The sequence below is a fragment of the Citrobacter sp. R4 genome, from assembly GCF_026719175.1.
In the GTDB taxonomy this organism is placed as follows: Bacteria; Pseudomonadota; Gammaproteobacteria; order Enterobacterales; family Enterobacteriaceae; genus Citrobacter_A; species Citrobacter_A sedlakii.
In genome coordinates, this window is sequence record NZ_JAPPSU010000004.1 from 36,662 (window position 1) to 59,134 (window position 22,473).

Below are 22,473 nucleotides of genomic sequence, written 5' to 3' on the forward strand. Positions count from 1 at the left end.
GCCCCGGTTTATTTCTCCATTCCCTTACTGACGCAAAAAATAGATTACGCTATCGTCGAATCCGGGTGGGGAAAATATATTCACCACCTCTATCATTAGTTAAAAATTATATTTTTTACATAGGAAATGTAAATGAACAAGTTTATTAAAATGGCACTGGTGGGCGCAGCGCTGGCTACCCTGACGGCATGTACGGGTCACGTTGAAAACCGCAATAAAACCTGCTCTTATGACTACCTGCTGCACCCGGCCATTTCTATTTCCAAAATTATTGGCGGCTGTGGTCCAACCGCAGAGTAATAGACTCTGAAAAATTGCGCAGATACAAAAAAACCGGGGCTTCCCGGTTTTTTTCGTTTTTCGCGTGTTATTACGGTTTGGCGACAAACCCAATCGCTTCGTACACCGCTTTCAGCGTTTCAGAAGCCCTCGCGCTGGCTTTTTCAGCCCCTTCTTTCATCACTTTCTGCAGGAACGCTTCGTCGTTGCGGAAGCGGTGATAACGTTCCTGAAGCTCGGTCAGCATGCCGGAAACGGCTTCCGCCACTTCGCCTTTCAGATGGCCATACATCTTGCCTTCAAAGTGTTTTTCCAGTTCAGGGATGCTCTGACCGGTGACGGCTGAAAGGATGTCCAGCAGGTTAGATACGCCCGCTTTATTCTGGGTATCGTAACGCACGACCGGCGGCTCGTCGGAGTCGGTCACCGCGCGTTTGATTTTCTTAACCACCGATTTCGGATCTTCCAGCAGACCAATCACGTTGTTGCGGTTGTCGTCTGACTTGGACATCTTCCTGGTCGGCTCCAGCAGCGACATCACGCGCGCGCCTGACTTCGGAATAAACGGCTCAGGCACTTTGAAGATCTCGCCATACAGCGCGTTGAAACGCTGCGCAATATCGCGGCTCAGTTCGAGGTGCTGTTTCTGGTCTTCGCCGACCGGAACCTGGTTAGTCTGATACAGCAAAATATCGGCTGCCATCAGCACCGGATAATCAAACAGACCGGCGTTGATGTTTTCGGCGTAGCGCGCAGACTTGTCTTTAAACTGGGTCATGCGGCTCAATTCACCGAAATAGGTGTAGCAGTTCAGCGCCCAGGCCAGCTGCGCGTGCTCCGGCACGTGAGACTGAACAAAGATGGTGCTTTTCTCAGGATCGATACCGCACGCAAGGTACAGCGCCAGGGTGTCCAGCGTCGCTTTGCGCAGTTGCTGTGCATCCTGACGCACGGTGATGGCATGCTGGTCAACGATGCAGTAGATACAGTGGTAGTCATCCTGCATGTTCACCCACTGACGCAGCGCACCCATGTAGTTGCCAATGGTCAATTCACCTGAGGGCTGTGCGCCACTAAAAACGATGGGCTTAGTCATTTTTCGATTCCTGATTTTCGCTATGCGGAAGCCCGAGAGCGGGCAGAAGTTCATTTATGCGGTCGTACATGAGGTCAGGCTGGCTCAGAGAGATCGGCTCGCCGTAGTTATAGCCGTAGGTGAGTCCTGCTGACGGGCAACCTGCCGCTTTTGCAGCCTGAATATCATTACGCGAATCCCCGACAAAGAGCAATTGCTCAGGCGAAATACCGAGCTTACTTGCCACCATCAGCAGCGGATCCGGATGCGGTTTTTTGTTTTTCACGTCGTCACCGCCGATAACCACGCTGAAATATTTGCTGATATCCAGCGCGTCCAGCAGCGGCGCGACAAACGGCGTCGGTTTGTTGGTCACCAGACCTAACGGCAGCCCTTTCGCGTGCAGCGCGCCCAGCGTGTCGGCGACATCAGGGAATAAAAACGTCCCTTCTTCAGCCACATCGCCATAGTATCTGTCGAACAGCTTGCGCAGAATGCGGACCTGTTCTTCGGCGGGGATATCATCATCGACGGGGGGTTTGCCCTGGGACTGACGTAACGTGGCGCGCTCCTGACGGGCCCAGGCAAGCGCACGCGCCATTAATACGTCCGCGCCGTTACCTATCCAGGCGATCACGCGTTCTTCGCCTGCCGTCGGCAGTTCCAGCGCGTACAGCGCCATATCCACCGCGGCGGTTAATCCCGGCGCGCTGTCGACCAGCGTGCCGTCGAGGTCGAAGGCGACGCCCCGAATATCCTGCAATTTATCCATGACTTACCTTTGCCAGTTCACGGCGCATTTCATCAATGACTTTTTTGTAGTCAGGCTGATCGAAAATAGCGGAGCCTGCAACGAACATATCTGCTCCCGCCGCCGCGATTTCACCGATGTTGTTTACCTTCACACCACCGTCAACTTCGAGACGAATGTCGTAGCCGGACTCATCGATACGGCGACGCACTTCACGCAGCTTGTCCAGCGTTTGCGGAATAAACGACTGGCCGCCAAAACCCGGGTTTACGGACATCAGCAGGATCACATCCAGCTTATCCATCACGTAATCGAGATAACTCAGCGGCGTTGCCGGGTTGAAGACCAGACCCGCCTTACAGCCATGTTCTTTAATCAGTTGCAGCGTGCGGTCAACGTGTTCAGAGGCTTCCGGATGAAAAGTAATAATGCTGGCGCCTGCGGCGGCAAAGTCCGGGACAATACGATCAACCGGCTTCACCATCAGATGCACGTCAATGGGTGCGGTAATGCCGTATTTGCGCAGAGACTTCAGCACCATCGGGCCGATAGTCAGGTTGGGGACGTAGTGGTTGTCCATCACATCGAAATGCACGACATCCGCACCGGCAGCCAGTGCTTGTGCGGTGTCCTCACCCAGGCGGGCAAAATCAGCCGACAGAATTGAGGGGGCAATCAAATACTGTTTCATCCGCTTCTCCTTGAGAATTATTTTTTCGCGGGTGAAACGACTCCTGGTTTGTACAAAGCCAGCAGTTCGTCCACCTTTTTACGTGTGCCGCCGTTGCTGCTTATACTGCGTCGCACTTTGACCTGAAAATGTTTTGCCGCTTTATACCACTCACGCGTATCGGGCGTATCGTGGTTCGAAATTAGCACCGGGATCCGCTTACTGACCAGCTTTTCCGCCATCTGAGCCAGGTGCGCCTGCTCTTTGGGACTGAAGCTATTGGTGTGGTAAGCGGTAAAATTCGCCGTCGCCGACAGCGGCGCATAAGGCGGATCGCAATAGACAACCGAATTGCTATCCGCGCGATTCATGCACTCTTCATAAGAGAGGCAATGAAACTCTGCATTCTGCGCTTTTTGGGCAAAGTGATACAGCTCAGCTTCCGGGAAGTAAGGTTTTTTATAACGGCCAAAAGGGACGTTAAATTCACCGCGCAGATTGTAACGACACAGGCCATTGTAGCCATAGCGGTTCAGATACAGAAACAGCACCGCGCGACGGAAGGGATCTTCACTGGAATTGAACTCTTCGCGCAGTTGGTAGTAAACCTCAGCGAGATTTGTTTCGGGCGTAAACAGCTCGCGGGAAGCCTGCACGTACTCGTCGGTACGTGTTTTCACAATGTTGTAGAGGCTGATAAGGTCACTGTTAATATCGGAAAGGATATAACGCGAAAAGTCGGTGTTGAGAAACACCGACCCGGCCCCAACGAAGGGTTCGACCAGACATTCGCCTTTTGGTAAATGCCTTTTAATATCATCCAGCAGGGGGTACTTTCCCCCTGCCCACTTCAGAAAAGCGCGATTTTTTTTCATGCTGACTAACTAATTACACCTTCTCCGGCTGTGGAGAAAGCTCCGACAGCATCCTGCGCTTAACATTACTTGAGATCGGCTTGAACCTGATGCAACGGTTTAGCCCACGGATTTTTTGCCTGCACATCGGCTGGCAGCGTAGACACTGCGCGTTTTGCCTCATCCTTCGAGGCATAGACGCCCGTTACAAGAACATACCACGGCTGACCATTACGCGTCGTCTGATATACCACATAGTTTTTCAGATTCTCTTTCTTCGCCCAACCGTTCAGGTTGTCGTAGTTAGAAGAACTGCTCAACTGCAGCGTGTAATGACCGGACGGCGCTGACTTGAGAGAACCGACGTTACCGGTGCTTTTCGTTCCACCGGCGCTCCCTGTCGTTGCCGCTGACGTGGTCTGAGCCGGGGCGGCTTTCTGCACAGGCGTGGCGCTCGCCGTGGCCTTAGGCGCTGTCGTCGCGGCTGGCGCGGACGTTGCCGGTTTAGACGTTGCTGTCGGTTCGGTACGCTTCGGCTGGGTCACCGGCTTTGGTTCTGCTGGTGTCGCTTTCGCGGTTGCCTGCGGTTTCTTCGGCTCAATCACCGCCTGCTTCCGCTCCGGACGGGACGGCGTCGGACGTTCCGCTGTCGGCGCGGTTGCCGTCTGACGCGGCGCGTTGCCGTTACGAACCGGCGCCACGGTAGCGGGTTCAGTCGGCAGCGTCGAGTTCACCACCACATTGTTCATCTGTTCCTGACCCTGCGGCTGGGTCAGCGCATTATTCAGGTCACCCTGAACTTCAACACGCTGCTGACCTTCTGCCGTGGCTGGCGCCTGACCCTGCGTTGGCGTTGAGGAGATCGGCGGCAAAGAGACGTCCTGCGGGGAATTCCCTGCGGTCTGCTCGGCGGATGTAGCGCCTGGCGCAGGCTGCGCCCCGTTAGCCTGATCTGCGGCATTGCCGGAAAGATCGATGCTCTTTTCGCCTGAGGCCGTTTGTGCGTTGGAAGAAGGCGTGGATGGCGCTTTCAGCGCGGAGCCAATTCCGATGATCAGCAGCAACAGCACCAGCACCCCTACGCCCATCATCATGTACTGACGGGAAGCGGGTTTACTGGACGCTTTTTTACGCTTACGTGGACGACGCTCAACGCGTTCTTCATCCACACTTTCGTCATCGGATTCGTATTCTTCTGGTTCCGGCTCATCAAGACGCTCTTTGCGTCCGCGAGTGGGACGACGATCGTCCGCGTCCAGATCAACATCATCAAAGTTGATCTGCGGCTCACCGCGTTCAGAAGATTGACGAGAACGACCAGGGCGACGATCGCTGGGATCGGGTTTCAGCTCGTCTTCTGGTTTGAATTCATCCATTTAACACCCCACTCAAAGGTTAATGCTTACTACGTTGCACCAAACCTGAATTTAAATGGCCGATACGTGTGCCGTATCAGTCCGACCTTTCTTGTTGTTACGCCTGCTGGCAATCAGCGATAGCGTTAAGAACCACCTCATGCGACACTCCGCCGCGGACTTCACTTTTCCCTATCGCCAGCGGAAGCACTAAGCGCATTTCTCCCGCTAACACTTTTTTATCACGCAGCATGTGCGGCAGGTAAGCCTGCGCGGACATGTCTCGCGGACCGTGAACCGGCAATCCGGCGCGCTCAAGTAAGGTGATAATGCGCTGCGTCTCTGCTGGCGTAAACTGCCCGAGCCGTTCCGAAGTGCGCGCCGCCATTACCATACCTGCTGCGACCGCTTCACCGTGTAACCAATTGCCATAACCCATTTCAGCTTCAATAGCATGGCCGTAGGTGTGTCCCAGATTGAGTAAAGCACGTAAGCCGGTTTCGCGCTCGTCTGCTGCGACAACTTCGGCTTTCAGCTCACAACAACGACGAATACAGTACGCCATCGCCGGGCCGTCGAGACGCAGTAACGCATCCAGGTTTTCTTCCAGCCAGCGGAAAAATTCACCATCAAGGATGATGCCGTATTTGATCACTTCCGCAAGGCCAGACGCCAGCTCGCGCGCGGGCAGCGTTTTCAGGCAGTCGAGATCCACGACCACGGAGGCGGGCTGATAAAACGCGCCGATCATATTCTTGCCGAGAGGGTGATTGACGGCGGTTTTACCGCCAACGGAGGAGTCAACCTGCGACAGAAGCGTCGTTGGAACCTGAATGAAGCGCACGCCGCGCTGATAGCTGGCGGCGGCGAAACCGGTCAGATCGCCAATCACGCCGCCGCCAAGCGCGACAAGTGTCGTATCACGACCGTGCGGTTTTTGCAGCAAGGCGGTAAACACGGAATCCAGCACCGTCAGGCTTTTATACTGCTCGCCGTCAGGCAGGATGACGCTATCAACGTTGACACCCGCATGTTCAAGTACGCTGCGAATCTTATCAAGATAGAGGGGAGCCAGGGTTTCGTTGGTGACCAACATAACCTGATCGCCCGATTTCAGCGGTAAGAAAGAAGCCGGTTCGTCAAACAAACCAGCCGCGATGGTGATAGGGTAACTACGTTCCCCGAGAGTGACGGTGATCCTCTCCATGACGCGACATCCACCTTAATAGCTAATACCCGCTTACCGAGTGTGTATTAAGAGCCTAATGGGCCAGGCTCAAGCCGGAATCAGTTGTTTTCCAGCATATGAATGATCTGATTTGCAACGACTTTCGCGCTCTGATCGTCGGTACGAATAGTGACGTCAGCAATCTCCTCATACAGTGGATTGCGTTCGTCGGCCAACGCTTCCAGAACTTCGCGAGGCGGCGCTTCCACCTGCAACAGCGGACGTTTTTTATCGCGCTGCGTACGCGCAAGTTGTTTTTCGATGGTCGTTTCGAGGTAAACCACGACGCCACGCGCGGAAAGACGATTACGGGTTTCACGTGATTTAACAGAGCCACCGCCGGTTGCCAGCACAATACCCTGTTTTTCCGTCAATTCGTTAATGACTTTCTCTTCACGATCGCGGAAGCCGTCTTCACCTTCTACGTCGAAGACCCAGCCCACATCAGCTCCGGTGCGTTTCTCAATCTCTTGATCAGAATCGTAAAATTCCATATTGAGTTGTTGAGCTAACTGGCGCCCAATGGTGCTTTTTCCGGCACCCATAGGCCCAACCAGAAAGATATTGCGTTTCTCTGCCATTTTTTCGGTACTACTAAGACTGATCGTTAATGATAAACCCGCTTCGCCGACACTGAGCGCAGCAGGACATGAACTGAAACCTCATAAGATATTGCGAGAGTCAGACTGAAAATTATCTCAATACTCAAGCGGGTTTGGCAACTGAATAAATCACCAAACCAGATTGTAGACAACCCGAGTCAGCGTTGCCGGACGGCGATGAGAAGTACCGACTCTCAAATCGGTACTCCTTGTATGCTAAATAGTTGCGCACGTCAAACCCCTGAAACGAGTTAAGTGCAAAAACACCGGTGTTTCATGCATAAATCATTCTGTCGAGACCAATCTGGGGGTAATGAAGACCACCAGTTCACGGCGCTCATTTTCTTTCCCGTCATGGCGAAAAAGCTGCCCAAGCCAGGGAATGTCGCCTAGCAACGGCACGCTGTCTTTACCGGATTTATTCTTACGCGAGAAAATGCCGCCCAGCGCCAGCGTTTCGCCGCTTTTCACCTCAACCTGCGTTTCGATCTCCTGTTTGTCGATAGCCAGCACTTCGCCGTCGGCCTGTTGCAGCACCTGCCCCGGCATGTTCTGGCTGATATGCAGTTTAAGGCGAATCCGCCCCTTTGCCAGCACCGTAGGCGTCACTTCCATTCCCAGCACCGCTTCTTTGAACTCGACTGACGTGGCGCCGCTTTCGCCGCTGGAAACCTGGTAGGGGATCTCGCTTCCCTGCTTTATGCTGGCGGGTTGTAAATGCGAGGCCAACAGGCGCGGGCTGGCGATGATATCAAGTTGCTGTTTTTGCTCCAGTGCGGAAAGCTCCAGATCCAACATGCGCCCATCTATTCGCCCGATATTAAACCCCACGCGCGCTGTCGCCGCGGCAACGGACAGGTCGCCCGCCAGGGCTGTCACCTGCCCTACGCTGCCCGCCTGCTGAGCGTCGGCCAGCGTCCATTTGACGCCCAGTTCGCGCAGGCTTTTCTCGTTTATGGTCACGATATGCGCCGCCAGTTCGACCTGCCCGACCGGAAGATCCATCTGTCCTGCCCAGTGTTCAAGCAATGCCAGCGCCGGTCGGGTGTCTCTGACCAGCAGCCGGTTGGTGCGTTTATCCACCGTGATGCTGCCCCGGGGGCTCAGCAGCGCACTCCCCGCTTTCGCCAACTCACCGGCGTCGGCATAGTGCAGCGGGATAGGGCGATTTTCCAGCGGCAGGCTGGCCTGTCGCCTCGCGTTTTCCGCTTCCCGACGCGCCGCCTCTGCGCTCCGCCAGTCGGCGGAATGGATATGCATAATCGAACCGTCCTGACGCAACACTAAACCCGCGCTTTTTACCACCGTCTGTAACGCCTGCTGCCAGGGCACGTCCGTCAGATGCAGCGACACCGCGCCGCTAACGTCCGGCGAGATCACCAGATTTTTACGCTCCTGCTCGGCAAGCGCCTGTAACACCTGGGCTACCGGCACGTCATCCACCACCAGAGTAACGCTCTGTGCCTTTCCGGCCTGTGCCGGATGCAATATGGCTAACAGTACCGCCAGTATCCAATGCCTCATCAACGTCTCCTTGTCTTTGCCATCGCCATTGCGGCGGGTCACATTCTGTTCCCGTCTGAACGGTTAATGTCTGCTCGTTGAGCTGAATGACCGTCCAGCCGGTATCAAGCACCGTATTCAGCTCAACCCGCCGCCATCGATGTTCGCTGTCGCGCAGCAGCCCGATATGTCGCTCCCCTATTCCAACCACGCCCTGATACCGCCACTGCGCCAGTGTAGAGGAATGGCAGCGATCCTCTGGCTGGCGAAAGGGATCGCGCATCCCGGTCAGGAGCAATAGCGAGATAACCGCCAGAAGCCAGCGCCTGTTAGTCATGAAGCGACTCCAGCGTAAGCGTCAGCAGCAGTGCGTTTTTCTCCGCCGTCAGGGAAAAACCGTTGACCGAGATTCCGCGTTCTGCGAGATACGCAAACAGCGAAGGAATCGCCTCCCACTTTGCGCGCAGTGCCAGTTCTCCGCCCTGCGTCGATGGCTGCCAGTGGCGCAGGCGCAATCCCGGCAACGCGATAGCGAGCGGGGAGAATGGCGCGGTATTTGCCGTCGTTAACGCAGGGATATGCGCCGCCGACTCTGCAAGGCGATGCAGGCTTTGCCAACGTTGAGCGTTCGCCGCCCGCTGCAGCGCCAGCGATGCGCCGCTTTCCACGGGTGAAAGAAACAGGCAATACGCTGCCAGCGCGCTCAGGGCTAATGTCCAGCCCGCCCAGCAAACGGCCCGTATCCGTGGCGATAACGCACACCAGAGATCAAAGAGCGCTGTCATGCGTATCTCTCTCTGTCAGGCGATATTCAAAGAGCCAGTGTCTCTGCTCGTTCTGACGCGTCCCGCCAGTGTGGCTGATGACAAAGGTCCGGGAGCCCCGCAGCGTTGTCTCCAGCGCGCTTAATGCCGCATAGGTCAGCGTTTTACCACTCAGCGCCAGCGTGCTTTGCCTGTACTCGATCTTTGTCAGCCAGGCCTGTTCAGGAAGATGCTGCGCCAGCGCGCGCAGCGCAGACTGCCACCGCCGGGTAGCCTTTCGCCGCTTCTCCTGCGCTATGGCCTGCTGCGTCTGCATCTGGCGCCGCTGCAGATGCGGTTTTATGGCAGTCAGCGCCGACATCCGTTGGTTTTCAGCCTGCAATAACTGCGCATCCACCCGCCCGTTAACGTTTCGGGTGGCATACCCCATCATGCCTGCCGCGAGTGCCAGCGCGGCGGATGCGCCAAACATGACGCCCCAGAAACGCAGGCAGGCCCTGCGTCGGCGCTGTCGCCAGGGCAGAAAATTGACAGATGACGTCATGCGCGCGCGTCTCCCAGCGCAAGCCCAAGCGCGACGGCGAAGGCGTGGCCTTCATCAGGGACAGGAGGCTGGCGAACTGAAATCGCCTGCCACGGATCAAACTGCGCTTTCGCACACAGCGCCACGGCGTCTGGCGTAAGGGAAAGAGACGCGGAAAGCCCATCGACTGACGCCACCTCCGCCACCGTTTTGCGCCCCCAGGCGTACCGCGTCGCCCAGAGCCACTGCGTCTCATCGCGCCAGGCCACGCAGGATTGCGTGGGAGGAAGAAAAGGCAGCAGCCGTTGCAGCGCGCAAGCATCTGGTGTGATAGCCGCGACCTGGATCCGGAGCGTTTGCGCGAGCGTTAACAAGGTGGAGACTTCTTTGTCCTGGGCGGCTGTTACTGTAAACGCGGGGGCCAGCGCATCTTCGCTGTAGTCAAAACGCAGGGCGTCCGGGTCCATATCCAGTTCGCGCGCCAGCGAGCCCGTCAGCCACGCTGTTTGCTCTCGTTCGCGTAAGGACATCGACGGTCGGGGAAAAGTCTTTTGCCGCGTACGGCTGGCGGGAAACGAGAGATGAACCTGATGTCGCTGCGGCAGTTCACGGCTCCAGGCGTGGAGCGCCGCGGCAAGCAGTTCCGGGTCGTGCATGTGCCCTTCCTGCAAGGTGGATTGCGCCAATGGGATACGCCACCAGCGCTGAAGCGACCACCCCGAAGCGCCGCGCACAACGGCCACCGCCAGCGCTTCACGTTGTTGAATATGCAAGCCAATTTGCCAGATTTTAAAAGCCATCGCTGATGATCTCCTTATCACCCGTCGCTCTTACGGGTATATCAATGCGTCAGGCTTGCCTTTATACTACCGCGCGGTTGTTTATAAACTGCCCAAATGAAACTAAATGGGAAATCTCCAGTGAAGTTCGTAAAGTATTTATTGATCCTTGCAGTATGTTGCATCCTGCTGGGAGCAGGCTCGATTTATGGTCTGTATCGTTATATTGAGCCGCAATTGCCTGACGTCGCGACGCTCAAAGATGTACGCCTGCAGATTCCGATGCAGGTGTACAGCGCGGACGGCGAGCTGATCGCCCAATATGGCGAGAAGCGTCGTATTCCGGTCACGCTGAACCAGATCCCGCCGGAAATGGTGAAAGCGTTTATCGCGACGGAAGACAGTCGTTTCTATGAGCATCACGGAGTGGACCCGGTGGGGATCTTCCGTGCGGCCAGCGTCGCGCTGTTTTCCGGCCATGCGTCGCAGGGAGCGAGTACCATTACTCAGCAGCTCGCGAGAAACTTTTTCCTGAGTCCGGAGCGCACGCTGATACGTAAGATCAAGGAAGTGTTCCTCGCCATCCGCATTGAGCAAATGCTGAACAAGGACGAAATTCTTGAGCTTTATCTGAACAAGATCTATCTGGGATACCGCGCCTACGGCGTCGGTGCGGCGGCGCAGGTTTACTTTGGTAAGTCTATCGATCAACTCACCTTAAGCGAAATGGCGGTGATTGCCGGTCTGCCGAAAGCGCCTTCAACGTTCAACCCGCTCTATTCGATGGATCGCGCGACAGCACGCCGCAACGTAGTGCTGTCACGTATGCTGAGCGAAGGCTACATCACCCAGGCGCAGTACGACCAGGCGCGTGATGAGCCGATCGACGCCAATTACCACGCCCCGGAAATCGCCTTCTCCGCCCCGTATCTGTCCGAAATGGTGCGTCAGGAAATGTACGCCCGTTACGGCGAAAACGCCTATGAAGACGGATATCGCATTTACACCACGATCACCCGCAAAGTGCAGCAGGCCGCCCAGCAGGCGGTACGCAATAACGTGCTGGACTATGACATGCGCCACGGCTACCGCGGTCCGGCGAGCGTGCTGTGGAAAGTGGGCGAAACGGCGTGGGACAGTAAGAAAATCACCGACACGCTGAAAGCCCTGCCAACCTACGGCCCGCTGCTCCCCGCCGTGGTCACCAGCGCGAATCCGCAGGAAGCCACTGCGGCGCTGGCGGATGGCTCATCGGTTGCGCTACGTATGGAAGGCATTCGTTGGGCGCGCCCGTACCGTTCGGATACCCAGCAGGGGCCGACGCCGCGTAAAGTCACCGACGTTATCCAGACGGGCCAGCAAATCTGGGTTCGCAAGATGGGCGATGCCTGGTGGCTGGCGCAAGTGCCGGACGTGAACTCAGCGCTGGTGTCGATCAATCCTAAAGATGGCGCGGTACTGGCGCTGGTGGGCGGTTTTGACTTCAACCAGAGCAAGTTCAACCGCGCGACTCAGGCGCTGCGTCAGGTCGGTTCCAACATTAAGCCGTTTCTCTATACTGCGGCGATGGATAAAGGCCTGACGCTGGCGAGCATGCTGAACGATGTGCCGATTTCTCGCTGGGATGCCGGCGCCGGTTCCGACTGGCGTCCGAAAAATTCCCCGCCGCAGTATGCCGGTCCGATCCGTCTGCGTCAGGGTCTGGGACAGTCGAAAAACGTGGTAATGGTGCGCGCGATGCGTGCGATGGGCGTGGATTACGCGGCAGAATACTTACAGCGCTTCGGGTTCCCGGCACAGAACATTGTGCATACCGAATCGCTGGCGCTGGGTTCGGCCTCCTTTACGCCGTTACAGGTGGCGCGCGGCTATGCGGTGATGGCGAATGGCGGCTTCCTGGTCGATCCGTATTTCATCAGCAAGATTGAAACCGACCAGAACGGCGTAATTTTTGAGGCAAAGCCCAAAATTGCCTGTCCGGAATGTGATATTCCGGTGATTTACGGCGATACGCAGAAATCGAACGTTCTGGAAAACAGCAACGTGGAAGATGTCGCGGTCTCTGGCGAGCAGCAAAATGCCGCTGTGCCAATGCCAAAACTGGAGCAGGCAAACCAGGCGCTGGTGGCGCAGACGGGCGCGCAGGAATATGCGCCGCACGTCATTAACACCCCGCTGGCTTTCCTGATCAAAAGCGCGCTGAACACCAATATCTTCGGTGAACCCGGCTGGATGGGGACCGGCTGGCGCGCGGGCCGCGATCTTAAGCGTCACGATATCGGCGGGAAAACCGGAACCACCAACAGTTCGAAAGACGCATGGTTCTCCGGCTACGGCCCGGGCGTGGTGACGTCGGTATGGATTGGGTTCGATGACCACCGTCGCGATCTCGGACGTACCACCGCTTCCGGCGCGATAAAAGATCAGATCTCCGGCTACGAAGGCGGCGCAAAGAGCGCGCAACCGGCGTGGGATGCTTACATGAAAGCGGTACTGGAAGGCGTGCCTGAAGAGCCGCTAACCCCGCCGCCGGGCATTGTGACGGTGAATATCGATCGCAGCACCGGGCAGTTGGCTAACGGCGGCAACAGCCGGGCGGAATATTTCATTGAAGGCACCCAGCCAACGCAACAGGCGGTGCATGAGGTGGGCACCACCATTATCGACAATGGTGAAACGCACGAACTGTTCTGATCAAAAAAGGCGCTCCGGCGCCTTTTTTATTGTTGTCGATGACCCGTTCTGAACACCGTGTTAGCCATTTTTACGGGAAAGCGCGTATCAGAGCCTTCCCTGTCCTTTCAGCCATTCACGCACCAGAAATAGCGCGCTCACGTTACGCGCTTCGGTAAAATCAGGATCTTCCAGCAGATCCATCAGATGCGCCAGCGGCCAGCGCACCTGCGGCAGCGGTTCCGGCTCATCCCCTTCCAACGACTCCGGATACAGACCTTCTGCCACCACGATGTTCATTTTGCTGGAGAAATAGGAGGGGGCCATGCTGAGCTTTTTCAAAAACGTCAGATCCTTCGCGCCAAAACCGACTTCTTCTTTAAGCTCCCGGTTTGCAGCCTCGAACACGCTCTCGCCCGGGTCGATCAACCCTTTGGAAAAACCCAACTCGTAGGATTCGGTTCCCACTGCGTATTCGCGAATCAGAATCACATGATCGTCAACAATCGGCACAATCATAACCGCTTCACGATTGGTAGGACGCATCCGCTCATAAACGCGGCGCACGCCGTTACTGAATTCGAGATCCACACTTTCCACGCTAAAAAGCCGCGATTGCGCGACTGTTTCGACATGCAGAATGGTGGGTTTTTGTAATGATTTGCTCATCGTGAGAATCTTTGCCGTGGAATCTACCGTCATTGTGCGATACGCAACACGGTTTCGGCAATGTGAATTGCCGTTTATTTACATCTTTGTAACCTAATAAAAATATAATTCCTATTTCAAATTAAAAGTCAATAGGTTGAAATACGTCCAGGAATTTGCTGATATTCCGCTTTTGCTGGTTTTGCTATCATCAGCATTCACTGGGATGCGCTGAAAAATGCTCAAGTTCAACTCCATGCTTGCCGATAGCCAACCACAGAATCACGTTTATTGTGACAGGGTGCGACTGACCACGCCTGACAGATTAAGTAAGATGGGGAAAGCATGAGCACCATTCTGATTTTTTTAGCGGCGTTACTGGTCGGCCTGTTGCTGGTCTGGTGGCGGTTCACTGTGCGCGCCAGGCGGCGTAAGCTGCCGTGGAGCCATGCGTTCTCTGACGCGGCGACCCGCAAGCTCACGGCGGACGAACGCAGCGCCGTGGAAAACTATCTGGAAAGCCTGAGCCAAATCCAACGGGTTCCCGGCCCGACAGGCGCCAGCGCGGCGCCGGTCTCGCTGACGCTGAATGCTGAAAGCCAAAACGTCATTATTCTGACGCACTCGATCACCCGTTACGGCATTACCACCGACGATCCCAATAAATGGCGCTATTACCTCGATTCCGTCGAGGTCCATCTGCCGCCGTTCTGGGAACAATACATTAATGACGAAAATAACGTCGAGCTGATCCATACCGATACCTTGCCGCTGGTGATCTCCCTGAACGGCCATACGCTGCAAGAGTATATGCAGGAGGCGCGCGGCTATGCGCTACAGCCAGCCAGTTCAACGCAAGCGTCGATCCGTGGTGAAGAAAGCGAGCAGATCGAGCTGCTGAATATTCGTCAGGAAACCCACGAAGAGTACGCGCTGAGCCGCCCTGCGGGATTCCGTGAAGCGCTACTGATTGTCGCCTCTTTCCTGCTGTTCTTTTTCTGCCTGATCACCCCAGACGTTTTTGTGCCGTGGATGGTTGGCGGTGCCGTTTTGCTGCTGGTCGCTGGCTTGTGGGGACTGTACGCCCCGCCGTCGAAATCAGCGCTCCGGGAGATTCACTGTCTGCGCGGTACCCCCCGTCGCTGGGGACTGTTTGGCGAAAATAACCAGGAGCAAATTAACAATATTTCGCTCGGCATTATCGACCTGGTTTATCCACCGCACTGGCAGCCGTGGATAACGCAGGACTTAGGCCAGCAAACGGATATTGATATTTATCTTGATCGCCACGTCGTGCGCCAGGGGCGTTTTTTATCCCTGCACGATGAAGTAAAAAACTTCCCGCTCCAGCACTGGGTGCGCAGCACCGTTATCGCTGGTGGCTCTTTGCTGGTGCTGATCATGTTGCTGTTCTGCATCCCGCTGGATATGCCGATCAAGTTCACGCTATCCTGGATGAAAGGCGCGCAAACCGTTGAGGCAACCAGCGTAAAGCAGCTCGCAGACGCGGGCGTGCGCGTGGGCGACACGCTGAATATTCGCGGTACGGGAATGTGTAATATTCATGCCAACGGCACCTGGAGCGCCCAGACGAATTCGCCGTTTATGCCGTTCGACTGCTCGCAAATCATCTGGAACGACGCGGCTGCGCTGCCGTTACCGGAGTCCGATCTGGTCAACAAGGCCACGGCGCTGTCGCAGGCGGTTAACCGTCAACTGCATCCTAAGCCGGAAGATGAATCCCGCGTCAGCGCGGCGTTACGTTCGGCGATTCAGAAATCAGGGATGGTGTTGATTGATGACTTTGGCGATATTGTGTTGAAAACCGCAGATTTGTGCGCGGCAGAAGATGAATGTGTGCGTTTGAAAAACGCGCTGGTAAATCTGGGGAACAGCAAAGACTGGAGCGCGCTGGTTAAACGGGCCAACACCGGTAAGCTGGATGGCGTAAACGTTCTGCTGCGTCCGGTCAGCGCGGAGTCGCTTGATAATCTGGTCGCCACCTCAACGGCGCCCTTTATCGCCCGCGAGACTGCCCGCGCCGCCCAGTCGCTGAACAGCCCCGCGCCGGGCGGATTTCTGATCGTCAGTGACGAAGGCAGCGATCTCGTCGATCAGCCGTGGCCTGCTGTTTCGCTGTACGATTACCCGCCGCAGGAGCAGTGGAACGCCTTCCAGCGTCTGGCGCAAATGCTGATGAAAACGCCGTTTAGCGCCGAGGGGATCGTCACCAATATCTATACTGACGCCAACGGCACGCAACACATCGGCCTGCACCGTATTCCGGATCGCTCCGGATTATGGCGCTATCTCGGCACCACGTTACTGATGCTGACGATGCTGGTCAGCGCCGTCTATAATGGCGTGCAGGCTTTCCGTCGCTATCAGCGTCACCGCACCCGTATGATGGAAATTCAGGCGTATTATGAAAGCTGTCTGAATCCCAAGCTCATTGCCTCTCCGGATAGCCTCATCTGATATCCTGTCTGCGCGACGGGATGTGCTACCCTGTCGCGCAACGCGTTTCACTCTGGAGAGTTCCCATGCATATGAATATTGCCTGGCAGGACGTCGATACCGTTCTGTTAGACATGGACGGCACACTGCTCGATCTGGCATTTGACACCTTCTTTTGGCAAAAACTGGTGCCCGAAACCTACGGCGCACAGCAAGGGATCTCGCCGCAGGAAGCGCAGGCCCATATCCGTCAGGAGTACCATGCGGTTCAGCATACGCTAAACTGGTACTGTCTTGATTACTGGAGCGAGCGTCTGGGGCTGGATATCTGCGCGATGACGACGGCGATGGGGCCACGCGCCGTCCTGCGCGACGATACCGTGCCTTTTTTAGAGGCTTTAAAAGCCTGCGGCAAGCGTCGTATTTTGCTGACCAACGCGCATCCACATAACCTGGCGGTGAAGCTGGAGCATACCGGCCTGGCCTCGCACCTTGATTTATTACTTTCCACCCACACATTTGGTTATCCCAAAGAGGATCAGCGGTTATGGCGCGCTGTTGCCGAAGAAACGGGACTGGACGCCGAAAAAACGCTGTTTATCGACGATAGCGAACCGATTCTCGACGCAGCGGCGACGTTTGGCATTCGTTATTGCCTCGGCGTGACGAACCCCGATTCTGGCGTAGCGGAAAAACAGTATCTCCGTCATCCGTCATTGAATGACTACCGCCGGCTGATCCCCTCACTGTTGTGAAGGAGACGCCATGAAAGAGAAGCCCTCAACTGAGGTCAGACTGGACAAATGGCTATGGGCCGCGCGTTTTTACAAAACCCGCGCGCTGGCTCGCGAAATGATTGAAGGCGGCAAAGTTCACTATAACGGGCAGCGCAGTAAGCCGGGCAAGATAGTCGAACTGAACGCGACCCTGACGTTACGCCAGGGCAATGACGAACGTACGGTGGTGATCAAAGGGATCACTGAGCAGCGTCGGCCGGCCAGTGAGGCCGTCGCCCTGTATGAAGAAACAACGGAAAGCGTCGAGAAACGCGAAAAAATGGCGCTGGCGCGTAAACTTAACGCACTGACGATGCCGCATCCGGACCGACGTCCGGACAAAAAAGAGCGCCGCAACCTGTTACGATTTAAACACGGCGACAGTGAGTGACTGTCGTCTGCAAGAGAGATGATTATGCCGCAACATGACCAATTACACCGCTATCTGTTCGAAAACTTTGCCGTGCGCGGCGAGCTGGTGACCGTATCGGAAACCCTGCAACAGATCCTGGAAAACCACAGCTACCCGCAGCCGGTAAAAACGGTGCTGGCTGAGCTGCTGGTCGCCACCAGCCTGCTGACCGCGACGCTGAAGTTTGCCGGTGATATCACCGTGCAACTGCAGGGCGACGGCCCGCTGAGCCTGGCGGTGATCAACGGCAACAATAACCAGCAGATGCGCGGCGTCGCGCGCGTGCAGGGCGATGTGCCGGAAAACGCCGATCTGAAAACGCTGGTGGGGAACGGCTATCTGGTGATCACGATTACGCCGGAAGAAGGCGAGCGCTATCAGGGCGTGGTCGGGCTGGAAGGCGACACTCTGGCGGCCTGCCTGGAAGATTACTTCCTGCGCTCCGAGCAGTTACCGACCCGCCTGTTTATTCGCACTGGCGATGTTGACGGTAAAGCCGCCGCAGGCGGTATGCTGCTGCAGGTGATGCCTGCGCAAAACGCTCAGGCGGATGATTTTGATCATCTTGCGACGCTGACAGAAACCATCAAGGCAGAAGAGCTGCTGACCCTGCCGGCTAACGATGTACTGTGGCGTTTGTACCACGAAGAAGAGGTGACCCTCTACGATCCGCAGGACGTGGAATTCAAATGCACCTGTTCGCGTGAACGCTGCGCGGGCGCGCTGAAAACCCTGCCGGACGCGGAAGTGGATAGCATCCTGGCGGAAGAAGGCGAGATCGACATGCACTGCGACTATTGCGGCAGCCATTATCTGTTCAACGCGATGGATATTGCGGAAATCCGTAACAACGCCTCCCCTGCCGATCCGCAGGTGCATTAATCCTCCTTTCTGAAAAAGCGGATGGCGGCCTGACGCCCCATCCGGTCCTTTCGACAAATGCCTGATTTTTTATTTCGTGATGAATCGATATTTCGTATGTAAGACTTACGTAAATTTCTTACGTGAATGCGATTACACTCACAACATTTCCGTCAAAAACACTCTGTTTTAACGTTTTAGGAACATTTTCCACAACAAAAAGTCCTTTCCTGCCATAATAACCGCCGCTTCGTGACAGGAGTCACAGCGTTTTCAGTCAATCGTGATTTTGTCCAGATAAGTAAATCTATGAGCCTTGTCGCGGTTAACGACCCTCAAAAAACCTTACTATTCCAGGTAATACATATTGGCTAAGGAGCAGTGATATGCGCGTGAAACGATTAACCCCGCAAGATCTCAAGGCTTATGGTATCAACGACGTTCAGGATATCGTTTACAACCCCAGCTACGAAACGCTCTACCAGGAGGAGCTTGACCCTTCTCTGGAAGGCTACGAGCGTGGCGTTCTGACGAACCTCGGCGCCGTTGCCGTTGATACCGGTATTTTCACCGGACGTTCACCAAAGGATAAGTACATTGTCCGTGATGACACCACGCGTGACACGCTCTGGTGGTCCGACAAAGGAAAAGGCAAGAACGACAACAAACCGCTTTCCCAGGAAACCTGGCAGCACCTGAAAGGGCTGGTAACGCAGCAGCTCTCCGGTAAACGCCTGTTTATCGTTGATGCCTTCTGTGGCGCGAACGCCGACACCCGTCTTTCCGTTCGCTTCATTACCGAGGTGGCCTGGCAGGCACATTTCGTGAAGAACATGTTTATCCGCCCGAGCGATGAAGAACTGGAAGGCTTCGAGCCTGACTTTATCGTAATGAACGGTGCGAAATGCACCAACCCGCAGTGGAAAGAGCAGGGTCTGAACTCCGAGAACTTCGTGGCGTTCAACCTGACCGAGCGGATCCAACTGATCGGCGGAACCTGGTACGGCGGCGAAATGAAGAAAGGGATGTTCTCGGTGATGAACTACCTGCTGCCGCTGAAAGGCATCGCGTCTATGCACTGCTCCGCCAACGTCGGCGAGAAAGGTGACGTGGCAGTCTTCTTCGGCCTGTCCGGCACCGGGAAAACCACCCTCTCCACCGACCCGAAACGTCGCCTGATTGGCGATGATGAGCACGGCTGGGACGACGACGGCGTGTTTAACTTCGAAGGCGGCTGCTACGCGAAAACCATCAAGCTGTCGAAAGAGGCTGAACCCGAGATTTACAACGCGATCCGCCGCGATGCGCTGCTGGAGAACGTTACCGTTCGTGCCGACGGTTCGATTGATTTTGATGACGGTTCGAAAACAGAGAACACCCGCGTTTCTTATCCTATCTATCACATCGAGAACATCGTCAAACCGATCTCTAAAGCGGGTCATGCCACGAAGGTGATCTTCCTGACCGCCGACGCGTTTGGCGTGCTGCCGCCGGTTTCTCGCCTGACGGCTAACCAGACGCAGTACCATTTCCTGTCTGGCTTTACCGCCAAACTGGCCGGTACCGAACGCGGCGTAACCGAACCGACGCCAACCTTCTCTGCCTGCTTCGGCGCAGCGTTCCTGTCACTGCATCCGACCCAGTATGCGGAAGTGCTGGTAAAACGCATGCAGGCCGCAGGCGCGCAGGCGTACCTGGTCAACACCGGCTGGAACGGCACCGGCAAACGTATCTCGATCAAGGATACCCGCGCCATCATCGACGCCATCCTGAACGGTTCGCTGGACGATGCGGAAACCTTCAGCCTGCCGATGTTCGATCTGGCGATCCCGACCGAACTGCCGGGGGTGGATACGCGCATTCTCGACCCGCGTAATACCTACGCGTCGCCGGAACAGTGGCAGGAAAAAGCCACCGCGCTGGCGAAACTGTTCATTGAGAACTTCGAGAAGTACACCGATACGCCTGCAGGCGCCGCGTTGGTCAGCGCAGGTCCGAAGCTGTAACTGACATGACCGGATGACGGCATACGGTACAGCGTTACCGGCTGTTACCACAACAAAGGGGAGGCTAAATGCCTCCCCTTTTATGCCTCTTTCGTGGTTCCCTGGACACGCGCCACGGGAACGGGCAGCCAGGCGCGGATAGAAAGGCCGCCGCGTTCGCTGGTGCCGATTTCCAGCATACCGTTATGGTTGTCAACAATGCGCTGCACGATCGCCAATCCGAGTCCGGTGCCGCTGGTGCTGCGCGCGCTGTCGCCGCGCACAAACGGCTGGAACAGGTATTTACGCTGTTCGGGCTTGATGCCCGGCCCGTCGTCTTCCACCTGAAACCACGCCCGATGCTGTTCCGTACCGCTGCTAACCTTAATCCAACCGTTTCCGTAGCGGGCGGCGTTCACCACCATATTGGCGAGCGCGCGCTTGATAGAGAGCGGGTGCATTTTCAGTTGAATGCTGCCTGGCTGTAGCGCGGTTTCAATTTCACGCTCGTAGCCGCTCTCCGCCGCCACAACCTCGCCGAGCACCGCATTGAGATCGGCCATTTCCATCGGCATCTCCTGGCCGGTACGCAGGTAGTCGATGAACTGCTCAATGATCGCGTTACACTCTTCGATATCTTTGTTGATCGACTCCGCAAGATAACCATCCTGCTCCCCCATCATCTCCGTGGCCAGACGAATGCGCGTCAGCGGGGTGCGAAGATCGTGGCTGACGCCAGCCATGAGCAGCGTACGGTCGTCGGCAAGCTGCTTCACCCCGGCCGCCATATGGTTGAAGGCGCGAGTTACCGAGCGCACTTCGGACGCGCCGTACTCACGCAGCGGCGGCGGAATAATCCCTTTACCGACCTGTAATGCGGCATGTTCAAGATCCACTAACGGTCGGTTCTGGATTCGGATAAACAGCCACGCCCCACCTATCGCCAGCAGCATAATCGCCAGCGTATAGCGAAACAGCGGCGAGAAATCGCCCTGATGAATTTCCGTTAAGGGTACGCGCACCCAGATATTGGGTGACAGCCAGGTTTTCAGCCAGACGACAGGCGAACTCTTGTTAACCTCAACGCGCACTTCCGTCGGGCCGCCCAGCTGCTGCGCCATCTGATGGCTTAAAAACTCATAATGTTGCGCCCAACGCAGCCCTGCCTCTTCGGCGGCCTCGTTGGAATAGAGAGAAATTCCCAGCTCACGGTAAATTTCCCGTCGAAAAGCGGGGGGCACCACCAGTTGCGTACCGTCCTCCAGTTGCAGCTTGTCGGTCATCAGCATACGCACTTCGTACGCCAGCACCTTGTTAAACTGCTGGAGGCTCGGCAGAATCGCAAAGTTCAGCACCACCAGATAGGTCGTCACCAGGCTGACAAACAGCAACGTGACGATGAGCAACAGCGTGCGGGCAAATGAACTTCGTGGCGAGAAGCGCATTCGCCTCATGCTTTAGAACCGTCCGGCACGAAAACGTAGCCCAGACCCCACACGGTCTGAATGTAGCGCGGATGCGCCGGATCCTCTTCCACCATGCGGCGCAGACGGGAAATCTGCACGTCAATGGAACGTTCCATCGCGGAATACTCGCGACCACGCGCCAGGTTCATCAGCTTATCGCGGGAAAGCGGTTCACGCGGGTGGCTCACCAGCGCTTTCAGCACCGCGAACTCTCCGCTGGTGAGCGGCATCGGCTCATCTTCACGGAACATTTCGCGGGTGCCGAGGTTCAGTTTGAACTTACCAAAGGCAATGACCGCTTCTTCCTGGGAAGGCGCGCCCGGCAGCTCGTTGGCCTGACGGCGCAGCACCGCGCGAATACGCGCCAGCAGTTCACGTGGGTTAAACGGTTTCGGGATGTAATCATCGGCGCCGATTTCCAGGCCGACGATGCGGTCAACTTCTTCCCCTTTCGCCGTCACCATGATGATCGGCATCGGGTTGCTCTGGCTGCGCAGGCGGCGGCAAATTGACAGACCATCTTCACCCGGCAGCATGAGATCCAGTACCATAAGGTGAAAAGATTCACGGGTCAGCAGACGATCCATTTGCTCAGCGTTCGCGACGCTTCGAACCTGGAAGCCCTGCTCGGTAAGATAACGCTCCAGCAGCGCACGCAGACGCATGTCGTCATCCACCACCAGAATTTTATAGTTCTCTTGCATTGTTTGTACTCCCAAAGGTTCGCAACAATTGAAGGTATGTATTCTTAAAAAAGCTTACGTTCGTCACCAGCGAATTCTGGTATGAATTCCAGGCTAAATTGTTACAAA

22 protein-coding genes are annotated in these 22,473 nt (G+C 56.0%); 7 read left to right on the forward strand and 15 right to left on the reverse strand.

Going from position 1 to position 22,473, the window contains the following annotated elements; genetic code table 11:
- Nucleotides 1-132 precede the first annotated feature (132 nt).
- Nucleotides 133-300: a YhfL family protein gene (locus OOJ60_RS10870; RefSeq protein WP_042286337.1), complete on the forward strand. Its 168-nt coding sequence runs from the start codon at nucleotides 133-135 to the stop codon at nucleotides 298-300.
- Between the two features lie 70 nt (nucleotides 301-370).
- On the opposite strand, the gene trpS is transcribed toward OOJ60_RS10870, so the two are convergent.
- The 12 genes from trpS to OOJ60_RS10930 form a co-directional block, all read right to left on the reverse strand.
- The gene (gene trpS, locus OOJ60_RS10875; RefSeq protein WP_042286340.1) at nucleotides 371-1,375 is read right to left on the reverse strand and encodes a tryptophan--tRNA ligase; all 1,005 of its coding nucleotides are present in this window, start codon (nucleotides 1,373-1,375) and stop codon (nucleotides 371-373) included.
- A complete protein-coding gene (gene gph, locus OOJ60_RS10880) occupies nucleotides 1,368-2,126 on the reverse strand; it encodes a phosphoglycolate phosphatase (RefSeq protein WP_060571192.1) in 759 nt (252 codons plus the stop codon). The genes trpS and gph overlap by 8 nt, the downstream gene beginning before the upstream one ends.
- Nucleotides 2,119-2,796 (reverse strand): ribulose-phosphate 3-epimerase, encoded by a 678-nt coding sequence (gene rpe, locus OOJ60_RS10885; RefSeq protein ID WP_042286346.1) that lies wholly within the window; start codon nucleotides 2,794-2,796, stop codon nucleotides 2,119-2,121. The genes gph and rpe overlap by 8 nt, the downstream gene beginning before the upstream one ends.
- A 17-nt stretch (nucleotides 2,797-2,813) precedes the next feature.
- Nucleotides 2,814-3,650, reverse strand: coding sequence for an adenine-specific DNA-methyltransferase (gene dam, locus OOJ60_RS10890; protein WP_042286349.1), 837 nt, complete (start codon nucleotides 3,648-3,650; stop codon nucleotides 2,814-2,816).
- 65 nt (nucleotides 3,651-3,715) lie between these two features.
- Nucleotides 3,716-5,005 (reverse strand): cell division protein DamX, encoded by a 1,290-nt coding sequence (gene damX / locus OOJ60_RS10895; RefSeq protein ID WP_205612547.1) that lies wholly within the window; start codon nucleotides 5,003-5,005, stop codon nucleotides 3,716-3,718.
- A 97-nt stretch (nucleotides 5,006-5,102) separates the two neighbouring features.
- Nucleotides 5,103-6,191: a 3-dehydroquinate synthase gene (gene aroB / locus OOJ60_RS10900; protein ID WP_205612548.1), complete on the reverse strand. Its 1,089-nt coding sequence runs from the start codon at nucleotides 6,189-6,191 to the stop codon at nucleotides 5,103-5,105.
- Between the two features lie 80 nt (nucleotides 6,192-6,271).
- Complete coding sequence (gene aroK, locus OOJ60_RS10905) at nucleotides 6,272-6,793, reverse strand: shikimate kinase AroK (protein WP_042286358.1); 522 nt, start codon at nucleotides 6,791-6,793, stop codon at nucleotides 6,272-6,274.
- A gap of 306 nt (nucleotides 6,794-7,099) precedes the next feature.
- A complete protein-coding gene (gene hofQ, locus OOJ60_RS10910; RefSeq protein ID WP_181822435.1) occupies nucleotides 7,100-8,338 on the reverse strand; it encodes a DNA uptake porin HofQ in 1,239 nt (412 codons plus the stop codon).
- Nucleotides 8,250-8,654: a HofP DNA utilization family protein gene (locus tag OOJ60_RS10915; RefSeq protein ID WP_205612549.1), complete on the reverse strand. Its 405-nt coding sequence runs from the start codon at nucleotides 8,652-8,654 to the stop codon at nucleotides 8,250-8,252. Before OOJ60_RS10915 ends, hofQ begins: the two co-directional genes overlap by 89 nt.
- The gene (locus OOJ60_RS10920) at nucleotides 8,647-9,102 is read right to left on the reverse strand and encodes a HofO family protein (RefSeq protein WP_205612550.1); all 456 of its coding nucleotides are present in this window, start codon (nucleotides 9,100-9,102) and stop codon (nucleotides 8,647-8,649) included. The genes OOJ60_RS10915 and OOJ60_RS10920 overlap by 8 nt, the downstream gene beginning before the upstream one ends.
- Complete coding sequence (locus tag OOJ60_RS10925; RefSeq protein WP_205612551.1) at nucleotides 9,086-9,625, reverse strand: PilN domain-containing protein; 540 nt, start codon at nucleotides 9,623-9,625, stop codon at nucleotides 9,086-9,088. Before OOJ60_RS10925 ends, OOJ60_RS10920 begins: the two co-directional genes overlap by 17 nt.
- On the reverse strand, nucleotides 9,622-10,404 hold the full coding sequence (locus OOJ60_RS10930) for a DNA utilization protein HofM (protein ID WP_205612552.1): 783 nt from the start codon (nucleotides 10,402-10,404) through the stop codon (nucleotides 9,622-9,624). Before OOJ60_RS10930 ends, OOJ60_RS10925 begins: the two co-directional genes overlap by 4 nt.
- Before the next feature lie 120 nt (nucleotides 10,405-10,524).
- Here OOJ60_RS10930 and mrcA point away from each other — a divergent pair, with 120 nt between their 5' ends.
- Nucleotides 10,525-13,077: a peptidoglycan glycosyltransferase/peptidoglycan DD-transpeptidase MrcA gene (gene mrcA, locus OOJ60_RS10935; RefSeq protein ID WP_042286376.1), complete on the forward strand. Its 2,553-nt coding sequence runs from the start codon at nucleotides 10,525-10,527 to the stop codon at nucleotides 13,075-13,077.
- Between the two features lie 87 nt (nucleotides 13,078-13,164).
- On the opposite strand, the gene nudE is transcribed toward mrcA, so the two are convergent.
- On the reverse strand, nucleotides 13,165-13,725 hold the full coding sequence (nudE, locus tag OOJ60_RS10940; RefSeq protein ID WP_060571183.1) for an ADP compounds hydrolase NudE: 561 nt from the start codon (nucleotides 13,723-13,725) through the stop codon (nucleotides 13,165-13,167).
- Between the two features lie 324 nt (nucleotides 13,726-14,049).
- On the opposite strand from nudE, the gene igaA reads away from it, so the two are divergent.
- From igaA to pckA, 5 genes are all read left to right on the forward strand, one after another.
- A complete protein-coding gene (gene igaA, locus OOJ60_RS10945; protein ID WP_042286382.1) occupies nucleotides 14,050-16,182 on the forward strand; it encodes an intracellular growth attenuator protein IgaA in 2,133 nt (710 codons plus the stop codon).
- A gap of 65 nt (nucleotides 16,183-16,247) precedes the next feature.
- Nucleotides 16,248-16,916 carry a GMP/IMP nucleotidase gene (gene yrfG, locus OOJ60_RS10950; protein ID WP_042286384.1) on the forward strand — a complete coding sequence of 223 codons (669 nt, stop codon included), beginning with the start codon at nucleotides 16,248-16,250 and terminating at the stop codon, nucleotides 16,914-16,916.
- Nucleotides 16,917-16,926: 10 nt separating this feature from the next.
- On the forward strand, nucleotides 16,927-17,328 hold the full coding sequence (gene hslR, locus OOJ60_RS10955; protein ID WP_042286386.1) for a ribosome-associated heat shock protein Hsp15: 402 nt from the start codon (nucleotides 16,927-16,929) through the stop codon (nucleotides 17,326-17,328).
- A gap of 24 nt (nucleotides 17,329-17,352) precedes the next feature.
- Complete coding sequence (hslO, locus tag OOJ60_RS10960) at nucleotides 17,353-18,231, forward strand: Hsp33 family molecular chaperone HslO (RefSeq protein WP_042286939.1); 879 nt, start codon at nucleotides 17,353-17,355, stop codon at nucleotides 18,229-18,231.
- 365 nt (nucleotides 18,232-18,596) lie between these two features.
- Nucleotides 18,597-20,216, forward strand: coding sequence for a phosphoenolpyruvate carboxykinase (ATP) (gene pckA / locus OOJ60_RS10965; protein WP_042286388.1), 1,620 nt, complete (start codon nucleotides 18,597-18,599; stop codon nucleotides 20,214-20,216).
- An 80-nt stretch (nucleotides 20,217-20,296) separates the two neighbouring features.
- Here the strand turns inward: pckA and envZ are convergent, their stop codons facing one another.
- Together envZ and ompR are read right to left on the reverse strand one after the other, a co-directional pair.
- A complete protein-coding gene (envZ, locus tag OOJ60_RS10970) occupies nucleotides 20,297-21,649 on the reverse strand; it encodes a two-component system sensor histidine kinase EnvZ (protein ID WP_042286390.1) in 1,353 nt (450 codons plus the stop codon).
- Entirely contained in the window at nucleotides 21,646-22,365 is a 720-nt protein-coding gene (gene ompR / locus OOJ60_RS10975; protein ID WP_001157751.1) for an osmolarity response regulator transcription factor OmpR, read from the reverse strand. Before ompR ends, envZ begins: the two co-directional genes overlap by 4 nt.
- Between the last annotated feature and the right edge of the window lie 108 nt (nucleotides 22,366-22,473).